At 55.7% G+C, this 18,075-nt stretch carries 20 protein-coding genes; 11 read left to right on the top strand and 9 right to left on the bottom strand.

Annotated features, from left to right (window positions below):
* Nucleotides 1-23: 23 nt before the first annotated feature.
* From mtnK to KB235_RS03390, 5 genes are read left to right on the top strand one after another with little or no spacing between them, the layout of a single operon-like run.
* Complete coding sequence (gene mtnK, locus KB235_RS03370) at nucleotides 24-1,178, top strand: S-methyl-5-thioribose kinase (RefSeq protein ID WP_211780392.1); 1,155 nt, start codon at nucleotides 24-26, stop codon at nucleotides 1,176-1,178.
* On the top strand, nucleotides 1,175-2,209 hold the full coding sequence (gene mtnA, locus KB235_RS03375) for an S-methyl-5-thioribose-1-phosphate isomerase (RefSeq protein WP_211780393.1): 1,035 nt from the start codon (nucleotides 1,175-1,177) through the stop codon (nucleotides 2,207-2,209). Before mtnK ends, mtnA begins: the two co-directional genes overlap by 4 nt.
* Nucleotides 2,202-3,269 (top strand): sugar ABC transporter substrate-binding protein, encoded by a 1,068-nt coding sequence (locus tag KB235_RS03380; protein ID WP_034806981.1) that lies wholly within the window; start codon nucleotides 2,202-2,204, stop codon nucleotides 3,267-3,269. The genes mtnA and KB235_RS03380 overlap by 8 nt, the downstream gene beginning before the upstream one ends.
* Entirely contained in the window at nucleotides 3,269-4,642 is a 1,374-nt protein-coding gene (locus tag KB235_RS03385; RefSeq protein ID WP_211780394.1) for a sugar ABC transporter ATP-binding protein, read from the top strand. Before KB235_RS03380 ends, KB235_RS03385 begins: the two co-directional genes overlap by 1 nt.
* 1 nt (nucleotide 4,643) lies before the next feature.
* Entirely contained in the window at nucleotides 4,644-5,645 is a 1,002-nt protein-coding gene (locus KB235_RS03390) for an ABC transporter permease (protein WP_211780395.1), read from the top strand.
* A 15-nt stretch (nucleotides 5,646-5,660) separates the two neighbouring features.
* Here KB235_RS03390 and KB235_RS03395 read toward each other — a convergent pair whose 3' ends face one another.
* Nucleotides 5,661-6,050, bottom strand: a complete 390-nt coding sequence (locus KB235_RS03395) for a GNAT family N-acetyltransferase (RefSeq protein ID WP_338032654.1) — start codon at nucleotides 6,048-6,050, stop codon at nucleotides 5,661-5,663.
* Nucleotides 6,051-6,219: 169 nt separating this feature from the next.
* Here KB235_RS03395 and KB235_RS03400 point away from each other — a divergent pair, with 169 nt between their 5' ends.
* Complete coding sequence (locus KB235_RS03400; RefSeq protein WP_211780396.1) at nucleotides 6,220-6,600, top strand: VOC family protein; 381 nt, start codon at nucleotides 6,220-6,222, stop codon at nucleotides 6,598-6,600.
* Nucleotides 6,601-6,628: 28 nt separating this feature from the next.
* Here the strand turns inward: KB235_RS03400 and KB235_RS03405 are convergent, their stop codons facing one another.
* A complete protein-coding gene (locus KB235_RS03405; RefSeq protein WP_034817572.1) occupies nucleotides 6,629-6,934 on the bottom strand; it encodes a winged helix-turn-helix transcriptional regulator in 306 nt (101 codons plus the stop codon).
* Nucleotides 6,935-7,051: 117 nt separating this feature from the next.
* On the opposite strand from KB235_RS03405, the gene KB235_RS03410 reads away from it, so the two are divergent.
* From KB235_RS03410 to KB235_RS03420, 3 genes are read left to right on the top strand one after another with little or no spacing between them, the layout of a single operon-like run.
* Entirely contained in the window at nucleotides 7,052-7,543 is a 492-nt protein-coding gene (locus KB235_RS03410) for a lactoylglutathione lyase family protein (RefSeq protein WP_211780397.1), read from the top strand.
* A gap of 1 nt (nucleotide 7,544) precedes the next feature.
* Nucleotides 7,545-8,525 (top strand): zinc-binding dehydrogenase, encoded by a 981-nt coding sequence (locus KB235_RS03415; RefSeq protein WP_211780398.1) that lies wholly within the window; start codon nucleotides 7,545-7,547, stop codon nucleotides 8,523-8,525.
* A 50-nt stretch (nucleotides 8,526-8,575) separates the two neighbouring features.
* On the top strand, nucleotides 8,576-9,634 hold the full coding sequence (locus tag KB235_RS03420; protein ID WP_211780399.1) for a threonine aldolase family protein: 1,059 nt from the start codon (nucleotides 8,576-8,578) through the stop codon (nucleotides 9,632-9,634).
* 47 nt (nucleotides 9,635-9,681) lie between these two features.
* On the opposite strand, the gene KB235_RS03425 is transcribed toward KB235_RS03420, so the two are convergent.
* The 5 genes from KB235_RS03425 to KB235_RS03445 form a co-directional block, all read right to left on the bottom strand.
* Nucleotides 9,682-10,182, bottom strand: coding sequence for an SRPBCC family protein (locus KB235_RS03425; RefSeq protein ID WP_211780400.1), 501 nt, complete (start codon nucleotides 10,180-10,182; stop codon nucleotides 9,682-9,684).
* A 79-nt stretch (nucleotides 10,183-10,261) separates the two neighbouring features.
* The gene (gshAB, locus tag KB235_RS03430; protein WP_211780401.1) at nucleotides 10,262-12,547 is read right to left on the bottom strand and encodes a bifunctional glutamate--cysteine ligase GshA/glutathione synthetase GshB; all 2,286 of its coding nucleotides are present in this window, start codon (nucleotides 12,545-12,547) and stop codon (nucleotides 10,262-10,264) included.
* A complete protein-coding gene (locus KB235_RS03435; RefSeq protein ID WP_276514412.1) occupies nucleotides 12,531-13,964 on the bottom strand; it encodes an MATE family efflux transporter in 1,434 nt (477 codons plus the stop codon). Before KB235_RS03435 ends, gshAB begins: the two co-directional genes overlap by 17 nt.
* A 24-nt stretch (nucleotides 13,965-13,988) precedes the next feature.
* The gene (locus KB235_RS03440; RefSeq protein WP_034817583.1) at nucleotides 13,989-14,462 is read right to left on the bottom strand and encodes a hypothetical protein; all 474 of its coding nucleotides are present in this window, start codon (nucleotides 14,460-14,462) and stop codon (nucleotides 13,989-13,991) included.
* The gene (locus KB235_RS03445; RefSeq protein ID WP_034817584.1) at nucleotides 14,459-14,668 is read right to left on the bottom strand and encodes a helix-turn-helix transcriptional regulator; all 210 of its coding nucleotides are present in this window, start codon (nucleotides 14,666-14,668) and stop codon (nucleotides 14,459-14,461) included. Before KB235_RS03445 ends, KB235_RS03440 begins: the two co-directional genes overlap by 4 nt.
* A 118-nt stretch (nucleotides 14,669-14,786) precedes the next feature.
* Here KB235_RS03445 and KB235_RS03450 point away from each other — a divergent pair, with 118 nt between their 5' ends.
* Entirely contained in the window at nucleotides 14,787-15,719 is a 933-nt protein-coding gene (locus KB235_RS03450) for a ring-cleaving dioxygenase (protein ID WP_211780402.1), read from the top strand.
* A 21-nt stretch (nucleotides 15,720-15,740) separates the two neighbouring features.
* Here the strand turns inward: KB235_RS03450 and KB235_RS03455 are convergent, their stop codons facing one another.
* Nucleotides 15,741-16,181 (bottom strand): RrF2 family transcriptional regulator, encoded by a 441-nt coding sequence (locus KB235_RS03455; RefSeq protein ID WP_034817586.1) that lies wholly within the window; start codon nucleotides 16,179-16,181, stop codon nucleotides 15,741-15,743.
* A 188-nt stretch (nucleotides 16,182-16,369) separates the two neighbouring features.
* Between KB235_RS03455 and KB235_RS03460 the strand changes: the two genes are divergently transcribed.
* Entirely contained in the window at nucleotides 16,370-17,470 is a 1,101-nt protein-coding gene (locus KB235_RS03460; RefSeq protein ID WP_034817587.1) for a globin domain-containing protein, read from the top strand.
* A gap of 60 nt (nucleotides 17,471-17,530) precedes the next feature.
* On the opposite strand, the gene KB235_RS03465 is transcribed toward KB235_RS03460, so the two are convergent.
* Nucleotides 17,531-18,070, bottom strand: coding sequence for a hypothetical protein (locus KB235_RS03465; RefSeq protein ID WP_211780403.1), 540 nt, complete (start codon nucleotides 18,068-18,070; stop codon nucleotides 17,531-17,533).
* Nucleotides 18,071-18,075 lie beyond the last annotated feature (5 nt).

Here is an 18,075-nt window from a genome sequence, read left to right on the forward strand (position 1 = left end):
AATCATCGAAAGGGGAAATAGACATGGCATATCAACCATTTACTGAACAGACGGTCGTCGACCACGTCCGGGCACTCGGACTGATTGAAGAAGGAGGGATCGCCCAATGCGATGAGATTGGGGACGGAAACTTGAACCTCGTCTTCCGCATCCGTCAAGGCGAACAGCGTCTTATCGTCAAACAAGCGCTCCCGTATGTGAAAATCGTCGGGGAAAGTTGGCCGCTCACGCTTGAACGGGCCTGGATCGAGCAGCTCGCGTTGCGTCAGTTCGCAGAAGTCGTGCCACGTTTCGTGCCGAACGTGCTCGGGAGCGACCGGACGCTCGCGTACACGATTTTAGAGGACTTGTCCGATTATGAAATCGTCCGCACCGGTTACCTCGAAGGGAAGACGTATCCTGAACTGGCCCGTCACGTCGGTGAATTTTTAGGCGAGACGTTGTTCGCCACGTCCGACTACGCGGCCGGTCCAATCGAGAAGAAGCGGAAGGAACGGGAGTATTACAACCCGGAGCTGTGCGACATCACGGAAAAGCTCATTTTCACCGATCCGTATAAAGACGCCGAGTCGAACAATATCGAGGCGGCGCTGCGTCCTGACGTCGAACGCCTCTGGCATGACAAGGCGCTCAAAGTCGAGGTGGCGAAACTGAAAGTCGGATTCGTCACGAAACATGACGCCTTGCTTCATGGCGACTTACATACAGGAAGCATCTTTGCGACGACGCAGGAGACGAAAATCATCGATCCGGAGTTCGCATTCTACGGACCGTTCGGCTTCGACGTCGGACAGATTATCGCGCATTTGACGCTCTCCACGTTCCACGATCCGCTCAAGCGATTCGAACGGTTCACGGACGTCCTCACGGTGTGGGAGACGTTTGAGAAGACGTTCCGCCACAACTTCACGAACGCCGTCGAGCCGTTCGACACGGAAGGATATGTCGACGACTTGTTACAAACGATTTTCGCCGACACGGTCGGCTATGCCGGTTGCGAACTCATCCGCCGCGCCATCGGCCTCGCCGGCGTCGCAGACCTTGAGACGTTACCCGAAACGACACGTCTCGAGCGGAAACGCGATGCGCTCGCGCTCGGTACAGCGCTCATTAAAGAACGTCACGAAGTTGACTCGATTGACGGCCTCGTCACCTTGTTATCGGGGGTACGCGTATGACGGTGCAAAACATTCGCTTTGACGTCTCGACCAATGAGTTGATTCTCTTAGACCAGACGCTCCTTCCGCATGAGGCACGTTACGTGACGATCGAGACGCTTGAAGAAGCGGAGCACGCGATTGAGACGCTCCAAGTCCGAGGCGCACCGGCGATCGCGTATTTCGGGGCGTTCGTCCTGGCGAAAGAGGCAGAGCGTCTCGTCGACGACCCAGATTTCACGCGTCGTCTCGAGATTGTCGGACGCCGTTTGATCGCGACACGGCCGACGGCGGTCAATTTACAAAACGTGATCGAGTCGCTTCTCGAATTGAACAGCGGGGACGATTTCGAACAGATTGCCGGGGAAATAAAACGGCGCGCGGTCGCCCTCTATGAACGTGACGTCGACACGTATCGATCCATCGGAGAGCACGCACTGACTGTGTTGCCTTCAGGCGGGAACGTCTTGACGATCTGTAACGCCGGCGCCATCGCGACGTCGCGTTACGGGACGGCACTCGCACCGTTTTATGTTGGGAAAGAGCGCGGTGTCACGTTCAACGTCTTCGCCTGTGAGACCCGTCCACTTCTGCAAGGGGCACGCCTCACCGTCTGGGAACTCGACCAAGCGGACATCGACGTCACGCTTATCACCGATAATATGGCCGCATGGACGATTCAAGCGAAAGGCGTCGACGCGATCATCGTCGGAGCCGACCGCATCACACGGACGGGACACGTCGCCAACAAGATTGGGACGCTTCAACTCGCCGTGCTCGCCAACCATTACGGCATCCCGTTCTATGTCGCAGCACCGCATTCGACGTTCGATTTGACGGCGGACGATGCGATTGAGATTGAGGAGCGGGACGCGAAAGAAGTGACACACATCGGTGGCCAGCCGACGGCACCTGTCGGCATCACGGTCTTCAATCCGGCGTTCGACGTCACACCACCCGAGCTCATCACGGGGCTCATCACCGAGGCGGGCGTGTTCGAGGCGAACGAGACGGCTATCACACATCATGTAGGGGGAACGATTCATGTCTAAAAAACTATTGATTTTACTATTCACGTTCGTCTTGGCGCTCGTCGGTTGCACGAACGAACAAGCAGCCACGCCGAAACCGACCGAGAAGACACCGGAAACGAAACCGGTGTCGGCTTCGAACGGGACATTGCCGAAAGACATCGACGTCGCCTTGATCATGCAAATGTCGATCGGGACGTTCTCGTCGCAGTACATAAACGGTGTGACCGAACAAGTCGAATCGTTCGGCGGCAACGTGAAAGTGTATAACGCCGACAATGATTTGTCGAAGATGGCGAGTTATGTCGACACGGCGACGACGCAAGGTGTCGATGTCATCTTGATTGATCACGGGCGCGCCGATGCGTTGAAAGAACCCGTCCAACGCGCGCTCGACAAAGGCATCAAAGTCGTGGCGTTCGACAACGATTTGACGAACGAAGGCGTCACGGTCATCGACCAAGACGACTATTCGCTCGCGTGGCGTTCGCTCAAGGCGCTCGCGGAGGATTTGGACGGGGAAGGGAAGATTGTCACGATTTGGGTCGGCGGTTTCACGCCGATGGAACGTCGCCATACGATTTACGATGCGTTCTTGAAGCGTTATCCAGGGATCGAGGAAGTGGCCAAGTTCGGTTCGGCGACGAACAACACCGCGCTCGACACACAGAGCCAGATGGAAGCGATCTTGAAGAAGTACCCGGAAGGCGAGATTGACGCCGTGTTCGCGATGTGGGACGAATTCGCCAAAGGTGCGAGCCGTGCCATCAAACAAGCCGGGCGCGATGAGATTGCCGTCTACGGCATCGATTTGAGCGATGAGGACCTTCAGCTCATGCAAGAAGAGGGAAGCCCGTGGAAAGTGACGGCAGCGACCGACCCGGCCGAGATTGGTCGTGTCCAAGTCCGATATGCTTACCAAAAATTAGCTGGTGAAGAGACGCCGTCCATCCATTCGATTGACCCGTACTTAGTCGACCGTGACGTCTTACCGGACGAGAAAGTGACGATGGATGATCTCGGTCAATACGTACCGAATTGGGGCGCGTCGGACGCGGCTTGGTCGGACTGGATGAAATGATGATTCGGCTTGAACGCGTCACCAAACAATACGGGGACGTGACGGTGCTCGATGACGTCACGTTCGGGCTGCGTCGCGGCGAGATTCATGGCCTTCTCGGCTTGAATGGGGCCGGGAAGAGCACGTTAATCAAGCTATTGAACGGCACGACGACACCGACGTCCGGGTCCATCTCGCTTGACGACGAGACCGTCGTGCTCACGCCGGCCGAAGCGATTCGACGTGGTGTCATCACCGTGTCGCAAGAAGTTGATGATGCGCTTTATCTCGACTTACCGGTCTATGAGAACGTCGTGCCGTGGCAGACGGTCGAACGGATTCAACCGCGTGAATTGAAGCGACGGGCTACGGCGTATTTGAAGCGTGTCGGTCTCGCGATCGATGTGACGAAACCGAGTGGGCATTATCCGCTCAGCGTCAAACAACGCATCTTAATCGCCCGGGCGCTTGCGAGCGAGGCGACGTACCTCTTGCTCGACGAACCGACGGCCGCCTTGTCGACGGACGATGCGGCGGCACTGCTTTCGCTACTGCAGACACTCGCCGAAGACGGCGTCGGCATCCTCCTCATCACACACCGCTCCGAAGAACTGACACGTGTCACGACGACGACGACGTTTCTCCGGGACGGGCGGCTCGTCTATGAAGGGCCGTTCCAACCGTTGTCGACCGAAGACGTCCATACGCTATTGAGCGGGACGGCACTTGTAGATGAGTTGGAAAAAGCGACACCGACGAACGAGGTCCAACTGAAGGCGACGCTCACGTTACCCGCGTTTGGGACCGAGTTATCGTTCACCGCCTACAAAGGCGAGGTCGTCGGCATCGGCGGCGTGACGGGGAGCGGCAAGACGGAGCTCGTCGAGGCGTTGTTCGGTTTGTCAGACGCGACGCAACACATCGAGCTCGACGGGAACGTGGCGACGGTGCAAACACCGCGACAAGCGGTTCAATCAGGATTCGCCTTCGTCCCGGAAGAACGGCGCAAGCAAGGACTCTTTCTCGACGACTCGATTGAACGAAACGCGTTAGTCGTGGAAGGCGAGACGAGCGTGTTACAACGCGTCTTGTCCTCGCTTCGTGTCAAATATGCCGATGTTCGACAGCCGGTGCGTGAGTTGAGCGGTGGCAATCAACAAAAAGTCGTCCTCAGCAAGTGGTTATTTGAAGATTGGGACGTGTATTTACTCGACGAGCCGACGAAAGGCGTCGACGTGACGGCGAAACGGGACATTTATGAACTCGTGACCCGACTGGCCAAACAAGGCAAGACGGTCATCTTCACGTCGAGTGAAGCGCACGAACTCGAACTCGTCGCCAACCGGACGCTCTGGCTCGACCGCGGCCGTTGGCAACAGAAAGGAGGGGCATGACATGGCCCAACTCGTACTCAAACCGAAAGCGAAGCGATTCACGGGAATCAGTCAATACGGAACGCTGTTCGCGATTCTCGCATTGATTGCGGTCTTCGGCGTGACGAACGACCAGTTCCTCACGTACGCCAACTTCAGCGACATCATCAAATCCGTCTCAATCGTCTCGCTGCTCGCCCTCGGGGTGACGTTCTCGCTCATCGTCGGCGGGTTCGACTTATCGGTCGGTTCGACGGCGAGTCTCGCGACGATCGGGGCGGCGTCAAGCCTCGTGTTACATAGTCAAGAGCTACTCGTCGCCTTGCTCGTCCCAATTATTCTCGGCGTTCTCGTCGGGCTGTTGAACGCGCTCGTGACAATCAAATTCCGGTTGCCGGACTTGCTCGCGACGCTTGCCATCATGTACGTCATCAACGGGGTCCAATTGACGTACACGAAAGGGTTCTCGATTTATGACAACATGCCGATTGATGGAGGAACGGCGCCGGGGCGGTTCATCCCATCGTTCCTCTTCATCGGCCAAGGTTCAATCGGTCCGGTCCCGTTCGTCGCCATCTTGATGATCCTCTTCTTCGCCGGGGCCCATCTGTTCTTGACGTATTCGAAGACGGGGCGCGAGTTCTATTACGTCGGCTCGAACGTCGAGGCGGCCCGTCGTTCGGGTATCGCCGTCAATCGAATCAAGCTGTACGCTTACGTGTTGAGTGGGCTATTCGCAGCCATCGGCGGCATCATCTTGGCGTCACGGATCGGCACGGGCCAAGTGTCGGCCGGCGCACCGCTCCTCATGGACGCGGTCGCGGCCGCCTACATCGGCTACGCCGTCTTCGGTACGGGACGCCCGAACGTCGTCGGCACGTTAATCGGTGCCGTCTTGATTGGCATCTTGTTGAACGGGCTGACGATGTGGGATGTGCCGTACTATGCCCAAGACATCGTCAAAGGGGCCATCTTGATTGCGGCGCTCGGCTTATCGTATATCCAAAAGAAACAGTTCGCATAGGAAAAGTCCTCAGAATCAACCATTCTGAGGACTTTCTTTGCGTTCCATGCGGACGAAGTCATACACGCTCCCGTTCGTCGGTTGTTGAAACGAACCGGTCTGTTTGAAACCGCACGTCTCATACAGCCGGATGGCCCGTTTGTTGAAGGCGGCGACGGCGAGCGTAATGCGACGCGGCGCGTACGTCGTCTCGATGAAGTCGAGAATCGACGAAAGGAATGCGCGTCCACTCCCGCGTCCGGTCAAGTCCGGACGCATACCGAGGCCGATATCAAGCGTTTCATCATCCGTTCTCGCGACGCTCACGAAACCGATTAGTTCGGTGTCGGACGTGATGGCGAACACAGACGGTCCGCGCTGTTCGGCGTCTAAAAATTCGGCCAAATCGGCTTCGTCCGCTTCCATGTTGTAGAAGGCATAATCGCCTTCATAATGCCACGTAAAGGCAATCGTTTCAGCTTGTGGCTAGGTCAGGGTAGAAAATTGATACGTCATGTGAATTTCCTCGATTCAAGGTCAGAATGGAGTGCTACACTCATTATAGTACCACCAACTTAAAGAATGGGGTGACCACATGGGAATCAAATTAGACATGGTCGGCATCGTCGTCGAAGATATGAAACGGGCGCTCGACTTCTATCGTTTGCTCGGCTTAACGATCCCCGAAGCGATGGATGGGGAAGCGCACGTCGAGGTCGACGACGGCGGTATCCGGCTCGCCTTCGACACGGTCGAAGTGGCCGAATCGGTGTATGGGGAATGGAAGCAGGCGACGGGACACCGGGTCGAACTCGCTTTCTTATGCGACAGTCGGGATGAGCTAGATGCGCGCTATGAGGCGATCGTCGAGCATGGTTATGCCTCGCATCGGGAACCGTGGGATGCGTTTTGGGGGCAACGTTATGCCATTGTCATCGACCCGGACGGAAACCTCATCAGTCTATTCGCAGGATGACAAGACCCTCGCCGGGTTCGGCGAGGGTTTATTCGTCTCGTGTCTCGCCCCACGAGCAGAGCGCCTTCATCGCCGGCTGCAGGCTGAGCGCCTCCTCGGTTAGCGAGTATTCGACGTGCAGCTGCTTCTCGGTCGAATAGTCGATCCGGCGGACCATGCCGAGCTGTTCGAGCTCGCGTAGTTGGTCGGTCAACACTTTGCGACTGACGTCGGGGATGGCACGCTGAATCTCGGAGAAGCGGCGTGGGCCATCCTCGAGCGTACAGTACACTTGGGGCCGCCATTTGCCGCCGATGATGTCGAGCGCCTTGTTGACGGGGAACGGGGTCGTCATGTTCACTTTGCCTCGCTTTCGGGTAGTTACTTCAATGTGCGTACTATTTTTCTTGCTTCGATGAAGGTATCGTATCGTTATCGATTAAATTGAGCAAACAAAAAGGAGCGGATGACAGTGACATATCCACGTACATTCTCACATATCGGACTATCGGTGCCGAGTGTGGCGGAGGCAGTGAAATTTTATGAGGACGTGATGGGCTGGTACACGATCATGCAACCATCAGACGTCGTCGAGGACGACTCGCCGATTGGTGTCATGTGCACGGACGTATTCGGACCGGGCTGGGGTAGCTTCCGAATCGCCCATATGTCGACCGGTGACAAAATCGGGATTGAGTTGTTCGAGTTCCCGAACAATGAGAAGCCAGAGAACAACTTCGAGTTTTGGAAGACAGGCATCTTTCACTACTGCGTCCAAGACCCGGACATCGAGGGACTCGTCGAGAAAATCGTCGCCCAAGGCGGAAAACAACGCATGCCGATTCGGGAGTATTACCCGGGCGATAAGCCGTATCGGATGGTGTACTGTGAAGACCCGTTCGGCAATCTTGTCGAAATTTATTCACATTCGTATGAACTGACGTATTCGGAAGGAGCGTATTGAAATGAAGGCGTGGTTACTCGATCAACCTGGATTAGAACATCTCCACATCGGTGAGATAGAGCGTCCGACACCGGGAGCAGGCGAACTGCTCATCAAAGTCGAGGCGGTCGCGTTAAACCCGGTCGACTATAAAGTTGGCACGAACGGCAACCCGAACTGGTCGTACCCGCACATTCTCGGGGTCGACCTCGTCGGGGAAGTCGTCGAAGTCGGCTCGAGTATCGCCAACATCATCACCGGGTCACGTGTCGCCGTCCATACGAGCCTCGGGAAGAACGGTGGCTTCGCAGAGTATGCGGTCGTCGATGCGCGTGCCTGTGCCGTCGTCCCGCCTGACGTGAGCGATGAGGCCGCTGCGGCCATCCTTTGTGCCGGTATGACGGCGTATGAGGCGGTCATGCAGAAATTGAACACGCGTGACAAAGAGACGATTCTCATCCACGCCGGAGCAGGCGGGGTCGGCGGTTACGCGATCCAACTTGCGAAGAAACTTGGGCTTAAGGTGTTCACGACGGCGTCGCCTGACAACTTTGACTGGGTGAAAGCGCTCGGTGCCGATGTCGCCATCGACTATAACACGGAAGACGTGACGGAACGGATCATGGAAGAGACGGACGGCCGCGGTGTCGACCTCATCTTAAACACGGTCGGTCGTGACGTGGCGACAGCCGACCTCGACCGGCTCGCCTTCAGCGGACAGCTTGCCTACATCGCCGGTCCACCGGATACGTCGAACGTGAAAGGCTTTACGCTCTCGCCGTCCATCCATGAGGTCGCCCTCGGTGCGGCCCACGCGAGTGAGGATGAGCGCGCCATCCGTAACTTGTCCTATATGGCCGAAGAGTTGATGAAGCTGCTCGAGGCGGGCGAGTTGAACGATCTCGTCACGGACGTTTTGCCGTTCGATCGGTTGAAAGATGGTTTGGAACAACTGCAAACACGAAAAGTACGCGGGAAATTGATTGTCCGGGTACGCGATTAATGATGGTGCCTCTTGTCTATGGACAAGGGGCCATTTTTGGAGGGGATGACATGAATTTACGAACATCGTATCAACAGACGTCGCATCAGTTGAGCGGTCACGGCAGACGGAACGTCGGCGTCTTGCAGCAGGCGTTCGCCGACGTTGACCCGAATCAGGCGAGCGATCATTACGGGACGGGCGAAGCGATTGAGCGGTTCGAGCAGAAACTGGCGCAAGAACTCGGCACGGAAGACGCCATCTTCTTCCCGAGCGGCACGATGGCGCAACAGATCGCGTTACGCATTTGGGCAGACGAGACGGAGAACCGACGCGTCGCCTATCATCCGCTCTGTCACTTGGAGATTCATGAGCAGGACGGATTGAAGGAGCTGCATCACCTCGAGCCAATCTTGATTGGGGACGACAAGCGGTTGATGACGCTCGAGGAAGTGCAGGCGTTGCCCGACATCGCCTGCCTGTTGATCGAGTTGCCGCAACGGGAGCTCGGGGGCTATTTGCCACCGTTCGATGAACTGGAGGCGATTAGTCACTTGTGCCGGGAGCGGGGGATTCGTCTGCATCTCGACGGGGCACGTCTATTCGAGACGCTCCCGTATTACGAGAAGACGGCAGCAGAAGTATGTGCACTGTTCGACAGCGTCTACGTCTCATTCTATAAAGGCATCGGCGGGATTGCCGGAGCCATCTTGGCCGGACCGAAACCGTTCTGCGCCGAGGCGAGAGTCTGGAAACGTCGCTATGGCGGGGATTTGATTGGACTGTATCCGTACATTATCCCGGCCGACTATTACTATGAACTGCGGAAAGACCGGATGGCGAGCTATTATGAACAGGCGAAAGAACTCGCGCGCCGTTTCAATGCGCTCGATGGGGTATGGACGACACCGGACGTCCCGGTGACGAACATGTTCCACCTTCATGTTGAAGGTGACGTGGAGGAAGTCTCGGCCCGGATTCAAGCTGTTCAAGATACGACTGGGATTGGCATCGCAGGTTATCTTGTTCCGCATGACGGCTATTGTTCGACCGAAATCAGTGTCGGGGATGCGTATGAGGCGATTGATGCACCTCAACTCGATCGACTATTCGAACAATTCGAGCGATGAGGAATTCGAAAAAGCACCGCGCCTCAATCGAGGAGCGGTGCTTGCTGCTATCTGGAGACGATGGCGTCGAGGCGTTCGAGCTGCGAGGCGAAGCCTTCGACGGCGCCCATTTCGACGACCTTTTCAAGCGATTCGACGTCCGAGAACTCGGAGCGGCTGACGAGCAGTGTGCCGTTCGGGATGTCTAAAAACTCGTTCGTGATTGTCATGACAGGAAAGTCTGAATTGATGTTCCCGTCCGCATCCGAGAAGGCGTCCGTATAGATAATTTTTCGATGTGGTTTAATCTCGACGAACGTCGACTTCCCCCATGACTCCATCCCATAATAGTCGCCTTGATTTTTGTCGACACACGTCATCTTGTAATGCCACGTCCCGCTCGGTTCGAACGCGAACGTGCGAACCTCGGTCTTCCATCCGGCCGGTCCCCACCAAGATTCGAGATGGGTTGGGCTCGAGAAGGCTTCGAACACGAGCTCGCGCGATGCCCGAAAGCTACGTTCGACGACGAGTGTGTTGCCTTCCACGTGCGATTTGACAGCCCCCATTGAAACGTCCCCTTTTATGAGAAAGCGCCTTGACCTCAACGTAGTCCTTATTCCCGCTTTTTGGAGAAGTACAACTTGTTCAGTCAAACAACAAATCGAGCACCGTCTCACCGATAGGGCGTTCTTTCCCTTCGTATGGGAACGAGTGGATGTGGATGGCCGGATTGAAGTTCAGTTCGATGATACCGTAGTCACCTTCACGCTCGAGCGACGGAATCATCATGTCGACGCCACAAATCGTCGCACCGACCGCCTTCGCGGCCGCGACGGCGATCTGTTTATACGAATCGGCGATCCGGTCCGTGTAGTCGATGCTGTCGCCGCCGGTGCTGATGTTTGAGTTCTCACGAAGGAAGACGCGCTCACCATCCGCGATCACACTATCCGGCGTCTTGCCTTGAAGGCGCAGGAACGCGACGACGATGTCATCGATCTCGATTTTCTCGAGCGGGGTCTTATATCCTTTTCCGCGGAGCGGGTCTTCGTTTTTCTTGGCGACGAGCTCACGGATTGTCGAGACGCCGTCTCCGGTCACATTCGCCGGGACGCGGTGCAAGATGCCGGCGACCTCGTCGCCGATGACGAGGAAACGATACTCTTTTCCGGGCAGGAACGTCTCGAGCAGAACGACGTCATCAAACGTACGAGCGTGATGGAACGCCGCGAGCGCCTCGTCGAGCGTCGTCCCGTCCTTGAAAATGTGGATGCCAATCCCGAAGTTCGTCGACTTCGGTTTCAAAACGACCGGCTCGTTTGAGAACGCATGCCAAGCGTCTCGTAAATCGGTTTCACTTCGGAGTTCGACTCCTTCAGGGACGCGGATGCCATGCTCGGCGAGGACGTGTTTCGTCACCGTCTTGTTTTCCATCATGAGCACCGACACGTAGTTGTCTTTTGACGTCTTCGTCGCCTGTTTCACATATTCGGTCCGGTTGCCGTGGCGAATCCGGATGAACTGGTCGTCTCGGTCGATGACATCAATGGTGTAGCCACGTTTCAAGGCCGCCTTCATCAAAATCTGCGTCGACAGCTCCATGTCCGAGTAGCCGTGCATTCGGAACCGGTTGGCGTATGCGTCTCGATAGAACAGTTCGGCTTGCCGGAGCGACCAGGCCGTGTAGCCTTCGGTTGTCATCACTTTCGTCAACCGGGCCGCATACGTCGCGTCCACATGGTCGATTCGTTCGCGGACGGAGCCGAAGACGTCATCGAACCCGAGAGTGTACCGTTCATTGAACGCTTCGACTTCATCGAGCAAATCGAGCGCATACGTCTGGAGCGCCATCGTCTCGCCGTCCCGCATGAGTGTAAGCGTCGGGGATAACCCTTCTTTCGCCACGCGTTGCTGGTTGTGGAACGCCTCGGCTTGCCAGTCCGTAAATCGTGTCTCGTCTTTCAACGTCAAGTAGAGCAAGAAGACGTGCAGGAACTTCAAGTCGGACAGGGCGATGCCGGTCTTCTCGAACGGGTTGAGGTCGATGTTACGAATCTCAATGTAATCGATGCCGTTCGTCTCCAGTCGTTCCAAGTCATTGCCGCCCCGTGACGTCTTCAGCCGAATCGGAGAGTAGAGTTCGTTCGGGTTGGCGATGTCGCCTTGGGCGATGAAGCGGCGCACGCTAGCGGTGTAGTCTGAGAGTGTTGAATAGTCCGGATAGAGCGGCTCGACGTTCGTATAGCCACAGTCGCTATTTCGATACGACAATGCCGTCGTATTCGAATACACGTCCTCGCTGAGTGCCTGCATTTGACTGACGCAACGTTCTTCATAGCTCGTATGGACGGCCGGAGTCCCGCCTAACAAATAGACGACGAGCCAGCGTGTCCGTAAATAGTTGCGGACGAGCTTTAAATAAAGGTCGTTCTTGAAACGGTCGTATCGTTCCGGCGACCCTTCATAGAGGGCGGCAATCAACTCGTCTGCGAACGAGAAGTTGAAATGGATACCCGAGATGAGCTGTTTTTTCGCCCCGTATTTTTGGAGCAGATGCTCCCGGTAGCGGCCGGCCTCAACGCCAGAACTGCCAAAATCGGCGAGCGGGATGATCCCGCCGTCCGGAAGCGCGCACGGCATCGACTGCGGCCAGAGGCGCTCGTCATCGATATGCAGCGCCGTGATATCGTACAGCGTCTGTAGGAAGTCGTGTGCCCCTTCGACGGTCGGGAACGTCGGCGTGATCAGCTCGATTTGACTTTCCGAGAAGTCGGTCGTGATATAGGGGTGCGTCGCCTTATCACCGAGACTGTCTGGGTGTTTCGTGACGGCGAGCGTCCCTTCAGGTGTCACGCGGAGCATCTCACGCTCGATGGCGAACCGGCCGCTCGTGAGCAATTGTTTTGATAACTGACTAAATCGCTTCTGCAAGGGAAGTCACTTCCTTTTTTGTTAGTCGGACGTACAATGCGGAGACGAGTCCTTTGACGATGCTCGAGATGGCGATGCTCCACCAGATGGCATCGAGACCGAGAACCGGCTCGAGCAGGATGGCGAGCGGGATGCGGGCGACAGTAAAGACGATGGAAATGGTCGCCGGGATTTTCGGTAATCCGAGTCCGGAGAAGTAGCCGTTGCCGATCATCTCGAGCGAGGCGAAGATGAGTGATACACCGATGATGCGTAAATAGCTCGCACCGATGTCAATCGTTGTCGGATCATCGACGAATAATCTGATAAGGACGTCCGGGAAGACGAGGAAGACGAGTGTGATCAGCCCGGTGTAGAGCATACCGATTCGCGTCGTCACCCGGTATCCTTCGTGCACCCGGTCAATTTTCCGGGCACCAAGGTTTTGGCCTGTGTAACTCGCGATGGCGCCGTTCAGTCCGCCGATCATCATATAGGCGATCGCCTCGATTTGGAGGCCGATGCGCTGGGCCGCGATGGCCTCGGTCCCATATGAACCGATCATACGGGCGAGAAAGATGCTGATGACAGTAAAGAGGACGCGTTGCGTCGCCATCGGAAACCCGAGACGAAAAATCTCGGTGTAGTCGGCGCGGACCGGTCGCACGGTCTCTTCCCAATCGAACAAGGCCCGGGCCCGATGCCAAAAGAAGCCGAACATGACGGCGTTCGCGGCGAGAGTCGCGAGACCGGCCCCGAGTACGCCAAGGCCGAGCGGATAGATGAAGAGCGGTGACAGCATCATGTTGAGGATGACGCCCGTCGCGTTGATCCGCATCGCCGTCGTCGTGTTTCCATAGGCGCTGAACAGACGGGCGAACAGCAAATTGAAGAACGAGAACAGGAGCATCGGTGCACTGACGAGCAAATACTGATAGGCAAGATGCTCGACGGTTGGCGCGTTCATGTTCAAAAAGCCAATCAGCGTCGGTCCGAGTGAGATGAGCAGGAGGGCAGACAAAAGCCCGAGCCCGAAGTTCAACCGTCTGCCGCTCCGAACATAGCGTTGAATCAATTCATCGTTGCGTTTGCCGACGGCTTGTGACACTTTGATGCCGGCGCCGACGACAATCAAAGACTGGATTGCCTGGGCGAGCATAATATAAAAACTGGCCGCGCCGATACTGGCGACGGCGTCGCTTCCGAGCGCGCCGACCCAAAACATATCGACGAGACTGTACGTAAACTGTAAGAGCGAGCTGCCGACGAGCGGTAGGGCGAGCGCTACGATGACGCGCTGCACGTTGCCGGTCGTCAAATCGACGGTTTTCACATGACAAGACTCCTTTGATACTTTATATAACCATTTAGTTATATATAAGCACGACGAGACGATCTTGGCAATCGTGACGTCCGAGTCGACGAAAAATCGACACAAAAAAAGGAATTCGCTGTGAATTCCTTAACGGGTATACGCACGAATCCACGTCGTCATGTAGACGAGGTTCGCGATGATGAGCGTCGAGACGAGCGCGAAGACCGGATACGTCGGCCACGCTGTCTGAAACAGCGGATAAAAGAAGAACGTCAGCATGGAGAGCGGGACCGAGATGCTGAACGAGACGTACGCCGCTTTCGTCGCTTTCGCCGTGATCAGCGCCTCGCGTTCATCGACTTCACTGAATTCAGTCATACGGACCGACCATTGACCGAAGCTCATCTGTTGATTCGGACGTGTGCGGAACGAATAGATCGTCCAGACGATAAAAAAGATGATCAATAACAGGAACGGTAAAAAGTTGAACTCTAGCACGAACACGCCGGATTGTAGCGCAGCCAATGAATGGGTGACTGTTGACGCGAACGAGGCAATCGTGAACGCCATTAGGATATACAAGATAATGCTTGATACAGATTGGATGATGACACGTTTCATTCTGTTTCCTCCTCGATTGTAAAAATAGATTCAACCGGTTCCTCGAACACGCGGGCGATTTGCATCGCAAGCAGGAGGGACGGGGTATAACTCCCTTTCTCGAGCGAGATGATCGTTTGTCTCGTCACACCGACCTTGGCCGCAAGATCACCTTGGGTCAAGTGATGCCGGGCCCGCAACTCTTTGACGCGATTAATCAACGGCATGGCGCCACCTCATTTCCTGTTTCTAACAACAGTGTAAAACAAACTTTACTTTATGTAAAGTGAGCTTTACTTATTTGGTGGTGGTACAATAGAATCAAACGTGAAAGGGGAGAAGCGAATGAAGGCGATTTTAGGGCAACACCACGTGTCGGCGATGACGGGGGACGCAAAGAAAAACTTACGATTCTATACAGAAGTGCTCGGGATGCGACTCGTCAAAAAGACGGTCAACCAAGATGATCCGTCGATGTATCACTTATTCTATGCAGATGAGACGGGGACGCCGGGAAGCGATTTGACGTTCTTCGAACTGCCGTTTCTCGGACAGACGTATCGTGGGAGTAGTAGCATCTCACGGACGGCGCTTCGAGTGCCGCCAGGAGCATTGACCTATTGGCTGAAGCGGTTTGCCGAATTCGATGTGCTTCATGATCCCGTAGAGGAGGTACGCGGCCGGCCGACGCTTTATTTCGAGGACGGGGAAGGGCAACGGCTCTGCCTCGTCGAAGGTGGCTCGGGGACACCGTGGTCAAACGGTCCGGTCCCCGTCGACGTCGCCATCTTCGGTCTCGGTTTCAGTGAATGGACGGTGCGACGTATCGAGAAGACGGGACGCGTATTGACGGACGTGCTCGGCTATCGGTTCGCCTCTGAATTTGAGCGGAATGAGCAAACAGTTCGTGTGTTCGAGACAGGAGAGGGGGGCGTGGCGACGGAGATTCACCTCGTCAACCGTCCCGATGTCCCGTCGGAGCGGCCGGGCCGGGGAAGCGTCCATCACGTCGCCATTCGTGTCGAGGACGATTTGGAAATGGAGCAATGGGTCGAGCGGTTAAACGAGTTTGGTATCAGCCATTCCGGACTGATTGACCGCTATTATTTCAAGTCGATTTATTTCCGTGAGCCGAGCGGCATTTTAGTCGAACTCGCGACCGATGGACCGGGATTTGCGACCGATGAGTCCGTCGAGACGCTCGGGGAGCGCTTGGCGCTACCGCCATTCCTTGAGCCGCGCCGGGATGAAATCGAAGCGAAGTTAAAACCACTCTAATTCAAAAGCCGACAGACTCGTTTAGTCCGTCGGCTTTTGTGCGCCTAAAAGTAGGGCCAGTTCGTTCGTCCGATTCGCAACGAGATCGGCAATCGTATAGCGGTCGAGCACATGGAGAAACGCAAGCATCGCCTCGTTCAACACGCTCCGGAGGTCGCAGGCAGGGGCGATGACACAGCGGCCTTCCCCAAAACATTCGACGAGTTCGAACGGTTCCATCGTCCGAACGACGTCGCCGACGTTGATGTCTTTCATCGGACGGGCTAATCGGAAACCACCACCGCGCCCGCGCACCGACTCGAGATACCCATGCTTACCAAGTTCGTAGACGACTTTCATGACGTGGTTTTTTGAAATCTGGTACTGGTCCGCCACTTCTTGAATCGTCACGAGACGATGGGAGAACGTGGCACTATACATCAATGTTCGGAGTGCGTAATCGCACGATTGCGTGAGCCGCATGAAATCACCTCTTCGTTCGTTCATTGTACAAGACGTCTCGCGAAAGCGCGATGATGAAAGGTGTGAAGAAAGCGTGGCGGATTCAAGTCAGAAATTTGAACTTGATTGAAACTAGTATTTAATATATTGCTTTTAAAGTGATTTCTCTCACATAATGAACGTGTACATGTGAAAAGGGGGAAACATAGATGTTAGACCAACAGACCATCGAAATCGTCAAAGCGACCGCACCTGTCTTGAAAGACCACGGGGTCGCCATCACGAGTCACTTTTATAAGCGGATGTTCGAAAATAACCCAGAAGTCCGTCACTTCTTCAACCATACGAACCAACAACGCGGCCGTCAGCCAGAGGCGCTCGCGAACGCGGTCTATGCGGCCGCCGTCCATATCGATCGGCTCGAAGCAATCCTTCCGGCCATCCAACCGGCGCTTCATAAACATAAGAGTTTGAACATTCGTCCAGAACATTATCCGATCGTCGGTGAGAACTTACTCGGCGCGATTCAAGACGTACTCGGGGAAGCCGCCACGCCGGACATCATCGAGGCATGGGGGAAAGCGTACGGCGTCATCGCCGACGTCTTCATCTCGCTCGAGAAACAGATGTACGACGATGCGCCTTGGCTCGGTTTCAAGCCGTTCACGATCGCCGAAGTGATTGAGGATACGCCGGAAGTGAAACGATTCCGCCTTGTCGCGAACGATGGGGTCATCGGGACGGCCATCCCGGGTCAATACCTCTCAGTCCAAGCCCGCATCCAAGGTGAGGCCATCTTGCATCACCGTCAATACAGCGTCGTCGAGACGACAGAAGACGGCTACTGGATCGCACCGAAAGCGGAAGGACTCGTCTCGAATTGGCTCCACGCACAGACGGTCGGCACCGAGATCCCGGTGAGCGCCCCAGCCGGTGATTTCGTGCTCGAAACATCGGACCGTCCGCTCACCCTCATCGCCGGCGGCATCGGCATCACGCCGCTCTTCAACATGGCGAAGACCGCGCTCGGTGAAGGCCGTTCGGTCACACTATTGCATGCGGTGCGCAGCACGAACCTTCGTCCGCTCGGTGAAGAACTCGACGAACTCGTGAACGACGGACTCCAGCTCATCACACACGTCGACGACGTATCAGGCTGTCTGGGCGCGACACAGCTCGAAGCACTCGATGTCGACGGGCACGACGTCTACACGTGTGGCCCGACGGCGATGATGGAGACGGTCGTCCAGACGATTCCACAAGCCCGTTACGAGTTCTTCGGGCCATCAGTCGTCCTCGCCAACGCATAAGAAAAGACGACCGCGAGAGCAGTCGCCACAAAACCGCAAACCGGTCATCGGTTTGCGGTTTTATAATTCTTCAACGTGCATCACATTTCTGTCGCCGTCAAGCGTCTCGAGTGTCTTGAATCTCCCTCGTTGTGATTCATCGAGCGTGATCAAGTAAGACATGACGTACCCTTCGTCTCGAGGGTCGTTCACGGTGTATGTCTCGCTCCAATCTGAACCGCTCAGTCGCACGTAAACCACATCTTTCGGTTTTTCGTTGAAGCGAATCCCGATGTATTCATCAGTCGTATTGCCAAAGTGAATCGAGTCGAACGGTTTTTCTTCAATCGTGTCCCGTGTCGATGTGCTGAAGCCTCCATCTGAATTCATGATACCGAGACCGAGAATCGTCTCGGCTTCATTCGTAAATAAGACGACGGTGCTGCCTTGTATGTATGTGTACCAGCCTTGAGCGGTCATGTGCTCATGCAGTTTTTGTTGCGCCTGTGCCAAAGGTTGTTTTCGTTGCTCGTCCTGATAATACCCGACGCCGGCCGTGACCGAAATCGCGATGACGATGAGCAGACCCGTCAGCAATAGTAAGAGTCCTCGTTTTGACATCTTGC

The organism is Exiguobacterium alkaliphilum (assembly GCF_018138125.1).
Taxonomy (GTDB): domain Bacteria; phylum Bacillota; class Bacilli; order Exiguobacteriales; family Exiguobacteriaceae; genus Exiguobacterium; species Exiguobacterium alkaliphilum.